This is a genomic window from Cellulomonas hominis, from assembly GCF_901521055.1.
In the GTDB taxonomy this organism is placed as follows: Bacteria; Actinomycetota; Actinomycetes; order Actinomycetales; family Cellulomonadaceae; genus Cellulomonas; species Cellulomonas endometrii.
In genome coordinates this window covers 1-15,901 of record NZ_CABEGA010000075.1, presented here as the reverse complement: position 1 = coordinate 15,901, position 15,901 = coordinate 1, and the positions used below count along the sequence as shown (strand labels likewise).

Below are 15,901 nucleotides of genomic sequence, written 5' to 3'. Positions count from 1 at the left end.
CTCACTATTTTTTTCTCTTACCGCCCCCAGGACCCCCGACATCACCCCCGACCCCTTCGCCGGCGGCGGCAGATGTATATAGGCGCCCGCACCCGCCCCAGCCGCAGCAGCCGGCCCCGCTGGAGACGGCCACCACCACGGCCCGCACCGGCCGGTCCCGGCAGCGCGTCGCCGTCGTCATCCCCGCGAAGGACGAGTCCCGGCGGATCGCCGCCACCGTCCGCTCCGCGCGCGCCATCCCGCACGTCGACCTGGTGCTCGTGGTCGACGACGGCTCCGAGGACAACACCCAGCACGTCGCCCGCGAGGCCGGCGCCGTCGTCGTCCGGCACTCCCACAACCGCGGCAAGGCCGCCGCGATGGAGACCGGTGCGGCCGTGGTCGCGATGCGGGACGCCCCGGACCGCCTGCCGCGGCTGCTGCTGTTCATCGACGGCGACCTCGGCGACACCGCCGTGAACACCGCCCCCCTGGTCCCGCCGGTGCTCGAGGGCACCGCGGACGTCGCGATCGCGCTGCTGCCGCCGCAGCCCGGCGCGGGTGGCCGCGGGATCGTCGTCGGCGCCGCCCGCCGGGCCATCCAGTCGATGACCGGCTGGACGCCCACGCAGCCGCTGTCCGGCATGCGGTGCCTGACCCGCGAGGCGTTCGAGGCGGCCACGCCGCTGGCCCGCGGCTGGGGCGTCGAGACCGGGATGACCATCGACCTGCTGCGCAAGGGGTTCGTCGCCGTCGAGGTGCCGTGCGACCTGCGCCACCGCCCCTCGGGCAGCGACCTGCGCGGGCAGATGCACCGCGCGGCCCAGTACCGCGACGTCCAGCTGGCCGTCGTGGCGCGCAAGCTCCGGACGGTCACGGCCGCGCGCCCGAAGCGCTGACCTGACGGGCCCCGCGCAGGGTCTGTTCGCCGACCGCACCGCGCGCCTACGCTGGCGGGAGCCGACCCCGCAGCGGCGCGGGGCCGCCGGTCGGACGGAGCAGGCCATGGCGCACGGCGACATCACGCACGTCGAGATCCCGGTCGACGACACGGACCGCGCGACGGCGTTCTACAACGGGCTGTTCGGCTGGGGGATCCAGGAGTTCCCCGGGTTCGAGGGCTACCCGATGTGGCGCGCCCCGAACCAGGTCAGCGGCGGTGGGCTCGTCCAGCGCAGCGACGCGCAGACGGCACCCCGCGCGTACGTCGAGGTCGACTCGATCGACGACGTCCTGCGCCGGGTCACGGAGCACGGCGGGCGGGTGACGGCACCGAAGACGGAGATCAGCCCGACCAGCTGGTCCGCGGCGTTCGTCGACCCGGACGGCAACGAGATGGGCATCTACGAGGGCATGACCGAGTCCGGCGACAGCCCGGTGACCTGAGGAGCAGCCATGGCGCACGGCGACATCACGCACATCGACATCCCGGTCGACGACATGGACCGCGCCAAGGACTTCTACGGCGGCGTGTTCGGCTGGCAGATCGAGGAGATGCCGGGGTTCGAGGGCTACCCGATGTGGCGGGCTCCGAACCAGTTCAGCGGCGGCGGTCTCGCGCCACGGGACGAGAGCTTCCAGCAGCCGCGCAGCTACGTCGAGGTGGACTCCATCGACGACGTGCTGCGGCAGGTCGCGGAGCTCGGCGGCCGGCCCGTGGTGCCGAAGACGGAGATCAGCCCGACGAGCTGGTGGGCGTCGTTCCTGGACACCGAGGGCAACGAGATCGGCCTGTACGAGGGGACGGAGGACGCCGGGGGCGACGAGGTGGAGTGACCGTGCTCATGCCCGGCGGCGCGCGAGCCGGCTGCGGCGCTCCTGCTCGCGCTTGGAGTACGCGGCCGCCCGGATCGCCCCGTCCGACTCGAGGCCGGAGCCGAGGCCGCCCCCGACGGTGGCGGCCGACGCGACGAACCACGCGAGCAGGACGAGGTCGCCGTACCCCAGGGCGGCGCCGAGGTACCCGCCCATCACGGCGGGGTCCAGCACGAAGAGCGCCCACGCCAGGTTGACGACGTAGAGCGCGAGGTAGGCGATGAGCACGCCGACGGTCAGCGTGACCACCGTCGAGACGTTGTAGAGGCGGGACCGCTCGCGGGCCTCGGCGGAGTCGTCGTCGGGCCGGTCCCACAGCCCGCCGTCGACGACGAGCCAGGCCACGACGATCGAGACGGAGATGATCGTCGCGACCAGGAGCCGCCACGGTGACAGGGAGCTCGCCAGGAGCCACACCGTGGAGTTGATCGTGGCCACGGCACCGGTCGCGAGCGCGGCGACGAGCGCGGACTTCAGCCCCGGGACGAGCCGCCAGGGACGGTTGGCGAGCACCATGCCCGCGAGCAGCCGCAGCCGGCCGGTCGCCCGGGGGAGCGGGACGCGCTGCTGGTCGGGGGAGCTCGTGCCGGCGATGCCGCTGACCAGCTCGCGCACCGCGTGGCGGGTCCGGGCGTGCACGCGCAGGCCGCCGAGCGCGGGCAGCGACAGCACGGCCGTCCGGCGCCCGGCGTCCGCGGTGGCCAGCAGGTACCGGCCGTCGTCGTCCCGCAGCGGCAGCTCGGTGAGACCGACGACGACGTCCCACTCGTGCCGGTCCGCCTGGTCCACCAGGCGCGCGACGGCCGCGTCGACGTCCTCCGAGTCGGTGGTGAACGGCTCGCTCACGACCTCGACGTCCCACTCCCGCCGGCCGGCGCGGCGGGGTCCGTCGAGGTCCGCGAGCCGGCGCGCGACCACGGTCGGCGAGTCGGGGTCGGCCACCAGGCCGACGTGCAGCGGCTCCATCGCGCCTGCTCCCTCCCGGTCGGGCACGCGTCACCCCTGCTGGCCGAGGTTGGTCACGAGGTTGACGGCGACGGCGATCACGACGGTCCCGAACAGGTACGACAGCAGGGCGTGCCCCAGGCCGACCTTCCGGATGGGCGTCGTCTCGATCTGCGTGTCGGGGACCGCGAAGCTCATGCCGACCGTGAACGCGAGGTAGGCGAAGTCGCTGTAGGCCGGTGGCTCCTGCTGGCCGAAGCTGATGCCGCCGTCCCCGCCCGAGTAGTACAGCCGCGCGTACTTCAGGGCGAAGACGGTGTTGACCAGGGCCCACGACAGGATCACCACCAGGACGCCGAGCACCACGGTGAGCACCCCGACGGTGTCGCCGCTGCTGGAGCGGACGAGGGCCTCCGCGACCGCGACGAGGCTGGCCACGGACGCGGCCAGCACGAAGGTGTCCGTGACGCGCGTGCGCGCCTCGTCCTCGGCGAGCTGCTTGGTCCCGTGCGCGTCGCGGTGCCAGCCGATCCGCCACACCCAGACCAGCGCACCGCCCGCGGTGACCGCCCAGCCGGCGAGCACCGCGATCTCCGGGACACCGGCGACCACGGCCGCCACCGCGACGAGCAGGCCGGCGGCGAAGCAGACGAGCAGCCGCCGGGCGGACAGGATGGTCGGTGCCGAGCGCCCCGCGCCGTCCCCGGGGCTCACGCCGGTCCTCCGGCTCCGCGCCTCACCCACCGGGGCGGAACACGGCGCGGACGCACCCGTCCTCCTTGTCCTTGAACATCCGGTACCCCGTCGGTCCGTCGTCCAGCGACATCACGTGGGTGGCGAGGTGCTCGGTCGTGACCTCGTCGCGCTCCATCCGCTCGAGGATCTCCGGGACGTAGCGGTGCCCGTGCTGCTGGGCCCCGCGCAGGGTCAGCGCCGGGGCCACCGACGTGCCGGCGTCCTCGAGGTCGTGGTCGCGCGCCTGGATCTCGCCGTCGGCGAGCGAGAGGAGGACCGTGCAAGCACCGGCGCCGTCCAGTGCGCGGCGCGGCTCCTCCAGCTCGACGCGCTCCACCCCGTCCGCCGCGAGGATCGCGACCGTGCGTCCCTGCAGCACGTCAGCCACGGCCGGACCCTGCCCCCGTCGTCCCCGGGTGCAAGACGACCTTCGTCCAGCCGTCGTCCCGGTTGTCGAAGTGCTCGTAGGCTCCGGGGGCCTCGTCGAGGGACAGCTCGTGGCTCACGATGAACGACGGCTCCGCCTTGCCGCCGGCGACGAGGTCCCGCAGCTGCCGGTTGTACTTCTTGACCGGCGCCTGGCCGCTGCCGATGTGCTGGCCCTTGAACCAGAACATCCCGAAGTCGAACGCCAGCCGGCCCTGCTTCGCCAGCTCGTCACCGGCGCCCGGGTCCTCCGGCACGAAGACGCCGACGGTGCCGATCCTCCCGGTGAACCGCACGGACGCGACCAGCCGGTTCATCGTCAGGTTGGGTCGCTCCTCGCCGTCGGGCTCGTGCGCCTGGTAGCCGACGCACTCGCAGCCGTTGTCGGCGCCCAGCCCCATGGTCTCGTCGAGCACGGCCTGCACCGGGTCGACCGCGGAGTCGTCGATGGCGATCGCCCCGATCGACTCGGCCAGCCGCAGCCGGTCCGGCTGCCGGTCGACGACCATGACCTTGCCGGCGCCCCGCAGGGTGGCGGACAGGGCGGCCATCAGACCGACCGGACCGGCCCCGTAGATGACCGTCTGGTCGCCGGGCTTCACGCCGGCCATCTCCGTCGCGTGGTACCCCGTGGGGAAGATGTCGGCGAGCATCACGTAGTCGGTCTGCCGCTCCTCGGCGTCCTCACCCAGCCGCAGGCAGTTGAAGTCCCCCCACGGCACGCGCAGCAGCTCGGCCTGGCCCCCGCCGTACGGGCCCATGTCGGCGAAGCCGTACGCGGCACCCGCGAGCGCCGGTTCCGGCTGCGCGGTCAGGCAGTAGTTCGTGAGCTGGCGCTCGCAGTTCTTGCAGTGCCCGCACGCGATGTTGAACGGGAGCACGACCCAGTCGCCCACCCGGATCTTGTCGACCCCGTCGCCGACCTCGACGACCTGGCCGAGGTTCTCGTGCCCGAACCAGCGGCCCGGCTCGAAGTCGGTCCGGCCCTCGTACATGTGCAGGTCGGATCCGCAGATGTTCGCCGACGTGATCCGCACCAGCACGTCGGTCGGCCGCTCGATCCTGGCGTCCGGGACGTCCGTGACGCTGACCTGCCGCGGCCCCTCGTAGACCACCGCCTTCATGATCGCTCCTCGTCGTGCGTGGTGCCCCCCGGCCACGTCACGACCGGTGCCCTCATTGGACCCGGCACGCTCCTCGCCCGGCATCGGCAGACATGCCGATACGCGCCGCCGGTCCGTCGGGCGCGCCGGCTACGCGACCACCGCCGGGACGTACAGGCCCTGCTGCTCGGCGCGGACCGCGGCGAGGGTCCTGGTCGGTGCGCCGAGCTTCATGAGCAGGTGCTCGACGTGGGCGGCGACCGTGCGTGGCGCGACCACGAGCGCCCGGGCGATCTCGTGGTTCGAGCAGCCGTCGATCAGGAGGCCGAGCACCTCGAGCTCGCGGGGGGTGAGCCCGTGCACGTCGAGGACCGGCGACAGCAGGACCACACCCCCCACGTGGGGCGGTGCGCCCTCGGGCGCGGCCAGGACCGTCACCCGCAGGTGCCCGCCGGGCGCGTGCCAGCCACCGAGGGGCCACAGGAACGAGGAGTACACCCGCCCGTGCGCGATCCGCCGGCACGCGACCGCGAGGACGGGGGAGCCGGACGCCAGCAGCGGGTCGCCGTCCAGCCCCGACAGCGGCTGGGTCCGTCCGTCCCGGCGGAGGACCGCCCCCGCCGTCACGCCGCGCACCAGCCGCACGGTCGTGAGCAGGGCGTGCATCGGTGCGCGCGCGCGGGTGCCGGCGACACGGGACGTCGGTGCGCCGGGGCGGCCGGCTGCTGCTCTGGCCACGAGCGCGGCACCGGGCAGCCGGCGGGTCGGCCCGTGCACCCGACGGCGGTGCGGCGGCGCCTCGGCCGCCCGCGGCATGGACCGGCTGCTCCGCCACCCGGGTCGCGGCGGCCGACCAGCTCCGGCGTGCGAGGCGGACTAGGCCACGGTGCCGTCACCTCCCTCGGCACCAGCCATCCGACGGTGGTGGGAAGCCGGGTCGGCACGACCGGCGTCCCGAACGTCCGGGCCACGACGTCTGAGGCGTCGCACGGACCACCGCGCGCTCGCCCGCTCCCGGCCTTGCGTTCGGCCAGACGAGCGTAACGGTGGCGGTGGACGGGCGCCTCCCGGACGACGAAGGGCCCGGCACCGGCGCGAACGCGGTGACGGGCCCCTCGTACCGGCGGAGGATGGGGGATTCGAACCCCCGAGGGCGTTAACCCAACACGCTTTCCAAGCGTGCGCCATAGGCCACTAGGCGAATCCTCCCGGCCCGTAGAGGGTACCCGAGCCCGGGGGCTGCTCGGTAACCGGGCCTGTCGGGCCCTGTCGACCCCTGTCAGCGCCGTGTGGTGGGGTGTCCCGGTGACGTTCTCGACGCTGCCCGTGCGCCGCGTGCGCGCCGACGACCGTGAGCCCGTGCCCGGCGACGCCTGGTTCCGGGGCGTCCCGGCGGTGGCGCAGGTGCTGCGGGACGGGTGGGACCTCGGGGGCGCGACGGTGCTCGTCGGGGAGAACGGCGCGGGCAAGTCCACGCTGGTCGAGGGCCTGGCGGTCGCGTTCGGCATGGGGGCCGAGGGCGGGTCGACCGGCGCACGGAACACCACGCGCGAGTCGGAGTCGACGCTCTGGCGGCACCTGCAGCTGGAGCGCGGCGCGGGTGCGTCGAAGCGGGGGTTCTTCCTGCGCGCCGAGACGATGCACGGCTTCTACACGTACCTGGAGGCGAACCCGGGCGGCGGCGACCCCCTGTTCCACGAGATGTCGCACGGGGAGTCGTTCCTCAGCCTCATCACGTCCCGCATGCGCGGCCGGGGGCTGTTCGTGCTGGACGAGCCGGAGTCCGCGCTGTCGTTCACCGGGTCGCTCGCGCTGCTCGCGCACCTGAAGCAGCTCGTCGCCGCGCGCGCGCAGGTGGTGCTGTCGACGCACTCGCCGCTGCTCGCGTCGCTGCCCGGCGCGCGGGTGCTCGAGGTCGGGCCGTGGGGGCTGCGGGAGACGCCGTGGGACGAGACGGACCTCGTCGTGTCCTGGCGCGGGTTCCTCGACGCGCCCGAGCGGTACCTGCGGCGGCTCGACGACGCCTGACCGCCCTGCAGAGGCAGGGTGCCGGCTGCGTTAGGCTTGGCGTCAGACCCCTCGTGCGGCGTCATCTCGCTGAACCCCCCCAGGGCCGGAAGGCAGCAAGGGCAGGTGAGCTCTGGCGGGTGTGCGGGGGGTCCTTGCATGCCCGGGGCCGTCCCACCGCGGGTGGACGCGCCCGGTGAGGTCCCCCCGGGGTCGCACGACGCGGCGGCGGCAGACGCGACCGGGGGCCGACGCGGCCGCCCCGCCCCGGCCGCGAGGCTGGACGCATGAGCCACCCGACCCCGCCGCAGCCCTGGGGCGCACCGCCCGCCCCGACCACGCCCGCGCCCGCCCCGGCCCCTGCGCCGCCCGCGCCCGCCGACCCCGGTGCGCGCCTGTCGGCCCGCGGACTGGTCAAGCGGTTCGGCGCCACGACCGCGCTCGCGGGGGTGGACCTGGACGTCGCGCCGGCGGAGTCGGTCGCGGTGATGGGCCCGTCCGGCTCGGGGAAGTCGACGCTGCTGCACTGCCTCGCCGGCATCCTCGTCCCCGACGCGGGGACGGTCGCGCTGTCGGGGCGCCCCCTGCAGGGCCTGGACGAGCGGCAGCGGTCGCTGGTCCGGCGCCGGCAGTACGGCTTCGTGTTCCAGTTCGGGCAGCTGCTGTCGGAGCTGCCGGCGATCGAGAACGTGGCCCTGGCCCCGATGCTGAACGGGACGTCCCGCAAGGAGGCGACCGAGCTGGCGGGCCGGTGGCTGGCCTCGCTGGGCCTCGCGGGCATGGAGGGCCGCCGGCCCGGGGAGCTGTCGGGCGGCCAGGCGCAGCGCGTCGCCGTCGCGCGGGCCCTCATCACCGGGCCCGAGGTGGTGTTCGCCGACGAGCCGACCGGCGCGCTGGACCAGGCGACCGGGCACGAGGTGATGCGGATCCTCACCGAGACGACCCGCCTGGCCGGTGCGTCCCTGGTCGTGGTGACCCACGACGCCGACGTGGCGGCGTGGTGCGACCGGCGGGTCGAGGTCCGGGACGGCCGGGTCGTCGCGGACGTGCGCCGGCAGGGCGCGGCCCCGGCAGCCGGGCGGCCCGCCGGCGGTGCCCGGTGAGCGCCGTCCTCGCCCTGGCGCCCCGGCTCCGTCGTGCGGGCGGCCGGGACAGCGCGCTGACGACGGCCCTCGCGGTGGCGGCGTTCGCGGTGATGACGGCCCTGACGCTCTCGGTCGTCGGCGGGCTGCTCGGCTTCATGGACCGGGCGGCGCACCCGGTGGGGGCGTACCAGCGGGAGAACGCCGAGTTCTACGTGATCCTCGCGTGGACCGCGGTGGTGCTGCTGGTGGTGCCCCTGGTGACGCTCGGCGGGTCGGCCGCGCGGCTCGGCGTCGCCCGCCGGGACGCGCGGCTGTCGACGCTGCGGCTGCTCGGCGTGACGCCGCGCGAGGTCGTCGCTCTGACGGTGGTCGAGACGGCGTGGCAGGGCCTGGTCGGTGCGGTCGTCGGCATGGTCGGCTACGTCGCGCTGCTGCCGGTGTGGACGCGGATCCCGTTCGAGGGCTCGACGTTCTCCGCGGCGGAGCTGTGGGTCGGCTGGCCGGTGCTGCTCGCCGCGTGCGTCGTGGTGCCGGTGCTCGCCGTGGTCAGCGGGGTGGTGTCGCTGAGGCGGGTGGTCGTGTCGCCGCTCGGGGTGGCGCGGCGGCAGACGCCCCCGGCGATGCGGGCGGTGCGCGCGGTGCTGGCGTTCGCCGCGATGGGGCTGTTCATGGTCGTGACGCTCGTCCTCGGGCAGCTCGGCGCGGCGGCGGTCACGTTCGGGATCGGCTCGCTCGCACTCGGGTTCGGGGCGCTGAACCTCATCGGGCCGTGGACGCTGGGCCTCGTGGGGCGCCTGCGGGTGCGGCGCGCCCGGACGCCCGCGCAGCTGCTGGCCGCCCGGCGGCTCGTGGACGACCCGCGGGCGACGTGGCGGGTGGTCGGCGGGCTGGGGCTCGCCGGGTTCGTCGCCGGCGCGCTCGCGGTGGTGCCGGTGCTGGCGTCGGGCGGTGCGGCGCACGACGCGAGCGCAGCGGACGTGGCGCAGGCCGAGACGATGTCGGGCGACCTCATGCGCGGTGCGCTCCTGACGCTGGCGATCACGTTCCTCGTCGCCGCGGCGTCGGCGGGGATCACGCAGGCCGCGTCCGTGCTGGACCGGCGCCGGGAGTACGCCCTGCAGGTCCTCGCGGGCACCCCGGTCGAGCTGCTGGACTCCGTGCGGCGCCGCGAGGTGCTCGTGCCGATGCTGCTGGTCGGCGTCGGGTCGGCGGCCGTGGCGGTGCTGATGTTCGCGCCGCTGCTCGGGCTGGCCGGCGTGACGGACCCGCGCGGGATCCTGCTGCTCGTGGGGTGCCTCACAGCCGGCTGCGCGCTCGTGCTCGCCGCGACGGAGACGAGCCGGCCGCTGCTGCGGTCGGTCCTGGCGGAGACGCAGGTCAGGCCGGACTGAGCGGCACGGCGCGCCGCTGCCTCGGGGCCGGGGACGGGCGCGCCGACGGGTACCCGTACGGGTGACCCGGCGCCGCTCGGCGCGCGCATCCGGCCGTCCCCGGTGATCCTGGAACCTCGTCGTCCAGGAGGTTCAGCGTGAGCGAGCAGCCCGAGGTGGCGACCGCGCCCGCGCTCGGCACACCCTCCGGCGGCGGACCGCGGCCCCGGAGCCACCCGCTGGCACCCGGGCTCGCGCTCGGCGGGCGGTACGTGCTGGCGGAGCTGCTCGGCCGGGGCGGCATGGCCGAGGTCTACCGTGCCCGGGACGAGGTGCTGGACCGCGACGTCGCGGTCAAGGTGTTCCACCCGTCGGCGACCGGGTACGCCGCGGACGCCCGGCACCGCGCCGAGATGCGCCTGCTCGCCCGGCTCAGCCACCCCGGCCTGGTGATGATGCTCGACGCCGGGACCACCGAGCTGCCCGACGGCGAGCTGCAGGACTTCCTCGTGATGGAGCTGGTCCGGGGGCCGTCCCTGGCCGCGCGGATCGCCGAGGGCCCGATGCCCGTGGAGCAGGTCGCCGTCCTCGGGGTGCACGTCGCCGAGGCGCTGGCGTACATCCACGACGAGGGCGTCGTGCACCGGGACGTGAAGCCCGGCAACATCCTGCTGCCCGGGGAGGACCTGGCGGCCGGGACCGCCCCGTGGACCAAGCTCACCGACTTCGGCATCGCCCGCGCGCCGTCCGACGAGTCGCTGACGATGACCGGCGAGCTGCTCGGCACGCCGTCCTACCTCAGCCCGGAGCAGGCCACCGGCGGCCGCCTGACCGCGGAGTCCGACGTGTACGCGCTCGGCCTGGTGCTGGTCGAGTGCCTGACGGGCGAGCGCGCGTTCCCCGGCGATCCGCTCACCTCCGCGGTGGCGCGGCTGCACTCGCCCGTCCCCGTGCCCGAGCGGTTCGGGGCGCGCTGGGCGGAGCTGATCGGGGCGATGACCGCGCTCGACCCGCTGGACCGGCTCACGGCGACCGCGGCGGCGGAGGAGCTCCGCGGCCTGCTGCGTCCCGGGGCGATCGGCCTCGGGCCGGTGGCGGGCGACGTCGGCGCGGCGACGGTGCCGCTCGGCACGGTCGTGGCCGCGCGCCCCGGCCCGGTGCCGACCGGCTCGGAGCGCGCCGAGGAGCTGGTGGGTGCCGCCCTCGCCGCGCAGGACGACGGCGGCCTCGTGCCGGACGTGGTGCTGCCGGCGTCGATCGCACCCGCCTCGGTCCCGCCGGTGCGCGGTGACGGCGCCTCCGCCGCGGGCTCGGACGCCCCGACGACCCGGCGGGTGCTCCACCGGCACCCCGCTCCCGCGCCGGGGCGCCGTCGCGGTGTCCGCAGCGCAGGCGTGGCCGCCGCCCTCGTCGGCGTGACGGCCGTGCTGCTCGGGGCGCAGGCGCTCGGAGACCGGACCCAGGCGGATCCCGGACCGGAGACGCCGACGCCCACCGTGTCGCCGGGGACGGGGACGGCGCCCGTGGCCGCCGTCGAGGACGAGGCCGCCGCGACGGACCCGGCGGCGACCGACCCGGCGGCGACGGACCCGGCGGCGACCGACCCCGCCGCTGTCCCCGTCGTCGTCACCGAGCAGCCGCCCGCCGAGCAGCCCGCGACCGACGCGGCCGCTGCCGAGGCGGCGCAGGAGGCCGCGCAGGAGGCCGCCGAGGCCGCACAGGAGGCGGCCGAGGAGGCCGCGGAGTCCGACAAGGGCCCGTCCGGCAACGCCAACCCGCGCGCCCACGAGAAGGGCCCCGGGCACGGCGGCAAGGGCGAGGGCTGACTCCCGCGCGCACGAGGTGAGACGCACCGCCGGGCCCGCGCGGGCCGGGTCTACGGTGCCGGGGCGGGCCGTGACCGGCCTGCGACCCCCGACGAAGGAGACGTCACGGTGACGGCGCGCGTGCAGCGGCGGCTGCAGACCTGGTCCGAGCTCAAGCCCCTGCTGCGGATGCGTCCGCTCGAGCTGGACCCGGTGGCCCGGCGCCTGTCCCGCGCCTACACGGTGCGGGACCTGCGGACGATCGCCCGGGCCCGGACCCCGCGGTCGGTGTTCGACTACGTCGACGGCGCGGCCGAGGCGGAGGTCTCTCTGCGCCGCGCCCGCCGCGTCCTGCGGGACGTGGAGTTCCAGCCGTCGGTGCTGCGGGACGTCGGCACGGTCGACCTGACGACGACCCTGCTCGGGCGCGAGGCGGCGGCCCCGTTCGTCTACGCGCCGACCGGGTTCACGCGGCTCATGCAGCACGAGGGCGAGGCGGCGGTGGCCCGCTCCGCGGCGCGCACCGGCGTGCCGTACACGCTGTCGACGATGGGCACGACGTCCATCGAGGGCCTGGCGGAGGCCGCACCCGCGGGGACGAACTGGTTCGGCCTGTACGTCTGGAAGGACCGCGGCGCGTCCATCGAGCTGATGTCCCGCGCCCGGGAGGCCGGCTACCGGGCGCTGGTCATCACGGTCGACGTCCCGGTCGGCGGCGCGCGGCTGCGGGACAACCGGAACGGGTTCAGCATCCCGCCGGCCCTGTCGGCGCGGACGGTGCTCGACGGCGCGCTGCACCCGAGCTGGTGGCTCAACTTCCTCACGACCGAGCCGCTGCGGTTCGCGACGCTCGACTCCTGGCAGGGCACCATCGAGGAGCTCGCCGGGCACATGTTCGACCCGACCGTGGAGCTCGCCGACCTGGCGTGGGTGCGCGAGCACTGGGACGGGCCGCTCGTGGTCAAGGGCGTGCAGACGGTCGCCGACGCGGAGCGGGTGGTCGGTGCGGGCGCCGACGCCGTCGTGCTGTCGAACCACGGCGGCCGGCAGCTGGACCGCGCGCCGGTCCCCCTGACGCTCGTGCCGGGGACGGTCGAGGCCGTCGGCGACCGGGCCGAGGTGTACGTCGACACGGGCTTCAGCAACGGCGCCGACATCGTCGCCGCGGTGGCGCTCGGCGCGCGGGCGGTCATGCTCGGCCGCGCGTACCTGTACGGCCTGATGGCCGGCGGGGAGCGGGGCGTCGACCGCGTCGGGCAGATCCTCACCGCCGAGATCGCCCGGACGCTGCGGCTGCTCGGCGTCCGGTCGCTCGCCGACCTCACGCCCGACCACGTGCGGCTGCCGTGAGCGCCACGACGCGGCCGGTCGACCCGGCCCCCGGCACCTCGACCGCCGACGCCCCGACCGCCGGCGCCCCGACCGCCGGCGCCCTGGCCGCCGTGCTCGCCGACCTGCGTGCCGCCCTGCCCGGCGACGCCGTGGTGACGGACCCCGCGGTGCTGGCCGGCCGGGCGCAGGACGGCTCCGCGACCCCGCCGACGGGCCGCCCGGTCGCGCTGGTGGAGCCGTCGACCACCGCGGAGGTGTCGGCCGTCCTACGTGCGGCGCACGCGCACCGCGTGCCGGTCGTCCCGCAGGGCGCCCTGAGCGGGCTGGCCGGCGGCGCTAACGCCGTGCCCGGCGCGATCCTGCTGTCGACCGCCCGGATGACCGCGATCCGGCGCATCGACCCGGTGGACCAGGTCGCCGTCGTCCAGCCGGGGGTCGTCACCCGGGACCTCGTCGACGCCGTCGCCGCGCGCGGGCTGTTCTACCCGCCGGACCCGGCGTCGTACGCGCAGAGCACCATCGGCGGGAACATCGCGACCAACGCCGGCGGCATGCGCTGCGTGAAGTACGGGGTCACGCGGGACTTCGTGCGGGCGCTGGAGGTGGTGCTGGCGGACGGCACCGTCGTCCGGACGTCGCCGCCGACCGTGAAGGCCGTCGCCGGGCTGGACCTGACCGGCCTCGTGGTCGGCTCCGAGGGCACGCTGGCCGTCGTCACGGAGGCGACGCTCGGGCTTCTCCCCGCGCCCGGCCCGGACCGCGGCGTGTCCGCGACGTTCGGCTCCGTCGCGGACGCGCTCGAGGCGGCGAACGCCATCGTCGCGAGCCCCCACCGGCCGTCGACCCTCGAGCTGCTGGACGACGTGGTGCTCGCCGCGCTGGCGGCCCACGACCCCGAGGCCGGGCTGCCCGTCGGCGCGCGCGCGATGCTGCTGGTCATCACGGACGAGGAGGTCGGCGGTCGCGAGGACGTCGCGGCCTACGAGGCGCTCACCCGCGCGCACGGGGCGCTGACCGTCGACGTCGCGCACGACCCGGAGCGGCTGCACGTGCTCATGCGGGCCCGCCGCGCGTTCAACCAGGCGATGCGGGCCGTGCGCGGCGGCAGCATCAACGAGGACGTCGCGGTCCCGCGCACGCGGCTGCCCGAGCTGCTGGAGCGGCTCGCGGACATCTCGGCGCAGACCGGCCTGCCGATCGGCACCGGCGGCCACGTCGGCGACGGCAACCTGCACCCCGTGATCGCGTTCGACCCGGCCGATCCCGCCCAGGTCGACGCGGCAGCGGAGGCGCACCGCCGCATCCTCGGCCTCGCGGTCGAGCTGGGCGGGACCGTCACGGGCGAGCACGGCATCGGCACGGAGAAGCGGTCGGCGCTCGCGGGGGAGCTCGGCGAGCCGGTCCTGTCGATCCAGCGCGAGATCAAGCGCGTCTTCGACCCCCGCGGCATCCTCAACCCGGGCAAGAAGCTCTAGGGACGCCGCGAGGGGGCGGTCAGCGGCGCAGGACCTTGCGCGCCAGGAAGTTCCCGAGGAACTGGGCGAGCTGCACCATGACCACGATCACCGCGACCGCCGTCCACGTCACCACGTCGTTGAACCGCTGGTAGCCGTAGACGATCGCGAAGTCCCCGAGACCGCCGGCGCCGATCGCACCCGCGACCGCGGTCATGTCGACGATGCCGACGAACAGGAACGTGAAGCCGAGGATGAGCGGGCCGAGCGTCTCGGGCACGATCACCGTCGCGATGATCCGCAGCGGCCCGGCGCCCATGGCCCGCGCGGCCTCGACGACGCCCGGGTCGAGGCCCACGAGGTTCTGCTCGACGATCCGCGAGGTCGCGAACGTCGCCATGATCGCCAGAGCGGGGATCGCCGCCTCGACGCCGTAGGACGCGCCGGTCAGCGCCTGCGTCAGCGGCCGGACGGCGGTGATGAAGATGATGAACGGGATGGGCCGGATGATGTTGACCAGCACGTTCAGCACGAAGAACACCGGCCGGTTGGCCAGGATGTTCCCCTTGCGGGTCACGTAGAGGGCGATGCCGAGCAGCAGGCCGGCGAGCCCGCCGATCGCCAGCGCGGCGATCGCCATCTGCAGGGTCTCGCCGAGCGCGGTCCAGAGCTCGGGCCACAGGCTGACGCCGTTGCTGTTCACGCCGTGGCTCCCTTCGTCGCGGGACCGGCATGGTCGCCGTCGGGCGTGTGCTCGATCACCTCGGTGTACCCCCGCAGGTCGGCGACGAACGCGTCGATCGCGTCGTCCGGCCCGACCAGCGCGAACGTGAGCGACCCGAGCGGGCGGGAGTTGACCTCCGTGATGCCGCCGAACACGACGTGCCCGTCGATGCCGTACGTGCGGAGCCGCTCGGTGATGACCACGCCCTCCGTGGCCTTGCTCTCGCGCACGGCGATGGTGACGATGCGTCCGGGGTGCCGCTCCCGCAGCCGCGCGACCACGTCGGGGCGCGGGCGGTCGTGCAGGGCCGCGCCGATGAACCGGCGGGTGATCGGCTGCTCCGGCTCGGCGAACACCCGGTAGACGTCGCCGGACTCGACGACCTTGCCGTGCTCCATGACCGCGACCTTGTTGCACAGGTACGACACGACGGACATCTCGTGCGTGATGACGACGATCGTGATGCCGAGCTCCCGGTTGATCCGGCGCAGCAGGTCCAGCACGTCCTTGGTCGTCTCGGGGTCCAGCGCGCTCGTCGCCTCGTCCGCGAGCAGCAGCTGCGGCGACGTGGCCAGGGCCCGCGCGATGCCGACGCGCTGCTTCTGGCCGCCGGACAGCTGGTCGGGGTACTGCTTGGCCTTGTCGGACAGGCCGACGAACTCCAGCAGCTCCGCGACGCGGGCCTGCCGCTTCGCCTTCGGCCACCGCGCGACCTTCAGCGGGTACGCCACGTTCGCCGCGACGGTGCGCGACTGCAGCAGGTTGAACTGCTGGAAGATGAACCCGATCCCGGCGCGGGCGGGGCGCAGGCCACGCTCGCTGAGGCCGGTGAGGTCCGTCCCGTCCACGACCACCTGGCCGGACGTCGGGGCCTCGAGCGCGTTGATCAGGCGGACGAGCGTGCTCTTGCCGGCTCCGGAGTAGCCGATCACGCCGAACACGTCGCCGCGCTCGATGTCGAGCGTGACGCCGTCGACGGCGCGCACGGGGCCGGATGAGCCCTCGAACACCTTCGAGACGTCGCGCAGGGAGACCATGGCGGTCATCGGGTCACCGTCCTGGGTGGGGGTCGGGTCGCCCGCGGGGCGCGGGCGAACCGACCCCCGCCCAGGACGGTGACC

Annotated in this window: 16 protein-coding genes, 1 tRNA gene and 1 other RNA gene; 10 read left to right on the top strand and 8 right to left on the bottom strand. The window is 75.2% G+C overall.

Annotation, left to right across the window (positions count from 1 at the left end; genetic code table 11):
- The first annotated feature begins 119 nt into the window (after positions 1-119).
- The 3 genes from KJP73_RS17265 to KJP73_RS17255 all read left to right on the top strand — a co-directional run bounded on the left by KJP73_RS17265 (position 120) and on the right by KJP73_RS17255 (position 1,755).
- Complete coding sequence (locus tag KJP73_RS17265) at positions 120-878, top strand: glycosyltransferase family 2 protein (protein WP_213284117.1); 759 nt, start codon at positions 120-122, stop codon at positions 876-878.
- A gap of 106 nt (positions 879-984) precedes the next feature.
- Positions 985-1,365 carry a VOC family protein gene (locus KJP73_RS17260; RefSeq protein ID WP_213284112.1) on the top strand — a complete coding sequence of 127 codons (381 nt, stop codon included), beginning with the start codon at positions 985-987 and terminating at the stop codon, positions 1,363-1,365.
- A gap of 9 nt (positions 1,366-1,374) precedes the next feature.
- Positions 1,375-1,755 (top strand): VOC family protein, encoded by a 381-nt coding sequence (locus KJP73_RS17255; protein ID WP_213284111.1) that lies wholly within the window; start codon positions 1,375-1,377, stop codon positions 1,753-1,755.
- Positions 1,756-1,761: 6 nt separating this feature from the next.
- Here KJP73_RS17255 and KJP73_RS17250 read toward each other — a convergent pair whose 3' ends face one another.
- From KJP73_RS17250 to KJP73_RS17225, 6 genes are all read right to left on the bottom strand, one after another.
- Entirely contained in the window at positions 1,762-2,760 is a 999-nt protein-coding gene (locus tag KJP73_RS17250) for a hypothetical protein (protein ID WP_249669501.1), read from the bottom strand.
- Between the two features lie 30 nt (positions 2,761-2,790).
- Positions 2,791-3,453 (bottom strand): DUF1345 domain-containing protein, encoded by a 663-nt coding sequence (locus KJP73_RS17245; RefSeq protein WP_249669500.1) that lies wholly within the window; start codon positions 3,451-3,453, stop codon positions 2,791-2,793.
- A gap of 22 nt (positions 3,454-3,475) precedes the next feature.
- Positions 3,476-3,862: a hypothetical protein gene (locus KJP73_RS19400; RefSeq protein WP_249669499.1), complete on the bottom strand. Its 387-nt coding sequence runs from the start codon at positions 3,860-3,862 to the stop codon at positions 3,476-3,478.
- Positions 3,855-5,024 (bottom strand): glutathione-independent formaldehyde dehydrogenase, encoded by a 1,170-nt coding sequence (locus KJP73_RS17235; RefSeq protein WP_213284110.1) that lies wholly within the window; start codon positions 5,022-5,024, stop codon positions 3,855-3,857. The genes KJP73_RS19400 and KJP73_RS17235 overlap by 8 nt, the downstream gene beginning before the upstream one ends.
- Before the next feature lie 129 nt (positions 5,025-5,153).
- Positions 5,154-5,780, bottom strand: a complete 627-nt coding sequence (locus tag KJP73_RS17230; protein ID WP_249669498.1) for a helix-turn-helix transcriptional regulator — start codon at positions 5,778-5,780, stop codon at positions 5,154-5,156.
- A gap of 347 nt (positions 5,781-6,127) precedes the next feature.
- Positions 6,128-6,212 (bottom strand) — tRNA-Ser (locus tag KJP73_RS17225).
- A 96-nt stretch (positions 6,213-6,308) separates the two neighbouring features.
- Here KJP73_RS17225 and KJP73_RS17220 point away from each other — a divergent pair.
- From KJP73_RS17220 to KJP73_RS17190, 7 genes are all read left to right on the top strand, one after another.
- Entirely contained in the window at positions 6,309-7,031 is a 723-nt protein-coding gene (locus tag KJP73_RS17220; protein WP_213284108.1) for an AAA family ATPase, read from the top strand.
- Positions 7,032-7,073: 42 nt separating this feature from the next.
- Positions 7,074-7,170: signal recognition particle sRNA small type (gene ffs, locus KJP73_RS17215), an RNA gene on the top strand.
- A 127-nt stretch (positions 7,171-7,297) separates the two neighbouring features.
- On the top strand, positions 7,298-8,113 hold the full coding sequence (locus tag KJP73_RS17210; protein ID WP_213284107.1) for an ABC transporter ATP-binding protein: 816 nt from the start codon (positions 7,298-7,300) through the stop codon (positions 8,111-8,113).
- The gene (locus KJP73_RS17205; protein ID WP_213284106.1) at positions 8,110-9,486 is read left to right on the top strand and encodes an FtsX-like permease family protein; all 1,377 of its coding nucleotides are present in this window, start codon (positions 8,110-8,112) and stop codon (positions 9,484-9,486) included. The genes KJP73_RS17210 and KJP73_RS17205 overlap by 4 nt, the downstream gene beginning before the upstream one ends.
- 137 nt (positions 9,487-9,623) lie before the next feature.
- Positions 9,624-11,291, top strand: a complete 1,668-nt coding sequence (locus tag KJP73_RS17200) for a serine/threonine-protein kinase (protein WP_213284105.1) — start codon at positions 9,624-9,626, stop codon at positions 11,289-11,291.
- Positions 11,292-11,399: 108 nt separating this feature from the next.
- Entirely contained in the window at positions 11,400-12,620 is a 1,221-nt protein-coding gene (locus KJP73_RS17195) for an alpha-hydroxy acid oxidase (protein ID WP_249669497.1), read from the top strand.
- The gene (locus KJP73_RS17190) at positions 12,617-14,077 is read left to right on the top strand and encodes an FAD-binding oxidoreductase (protein ID WP_213284104.1); all 1,461 of its coding nucleotides are present in this window, start codon (positions 12,617-12,619) and stop codon (positions 14,075-14,077) included. Before KJP73_RS17195 ends, KJP73_RS17190 begins: the two co-directional genes overlap by 4 nt.
- A 19-nt stretch (positions 14,078-14,096) precedes the next feature.
- Here the strand turns inward: KJP73_RS17190 and KJP73_RS17185 are convergent, their stop codons facing one another.
- The gene (locus KJP73_RS17185; RefSeq protein ID WP_213284113.1) at positions 14,097-14,696 is read right to left on the bottom strand and encodes a methionine ABC transporter permease; all 600 of its coding nucleotides are present in this window, start codon (positions 14,694-14,696) and stop codon (positions 14,097-14,099) included.
- 59 nt (positions 14,697-14,755) lie between these two features.
- Positions 14,756-15,826 carry a methionine ABC transporter ATP-binding protein gene (locus KJP73_RS17180; protein WP_213284103.1) on the bottom strand — a complete coding sequence of 357 codons (1,071 nt, stop codon included), beginning with the start codon at positions 15,824-15,826 and terminating at the stop codon, positions 14,756-14,758.
- Positions 15,827-15,901 lie beyond the last annotated feature (75 nt).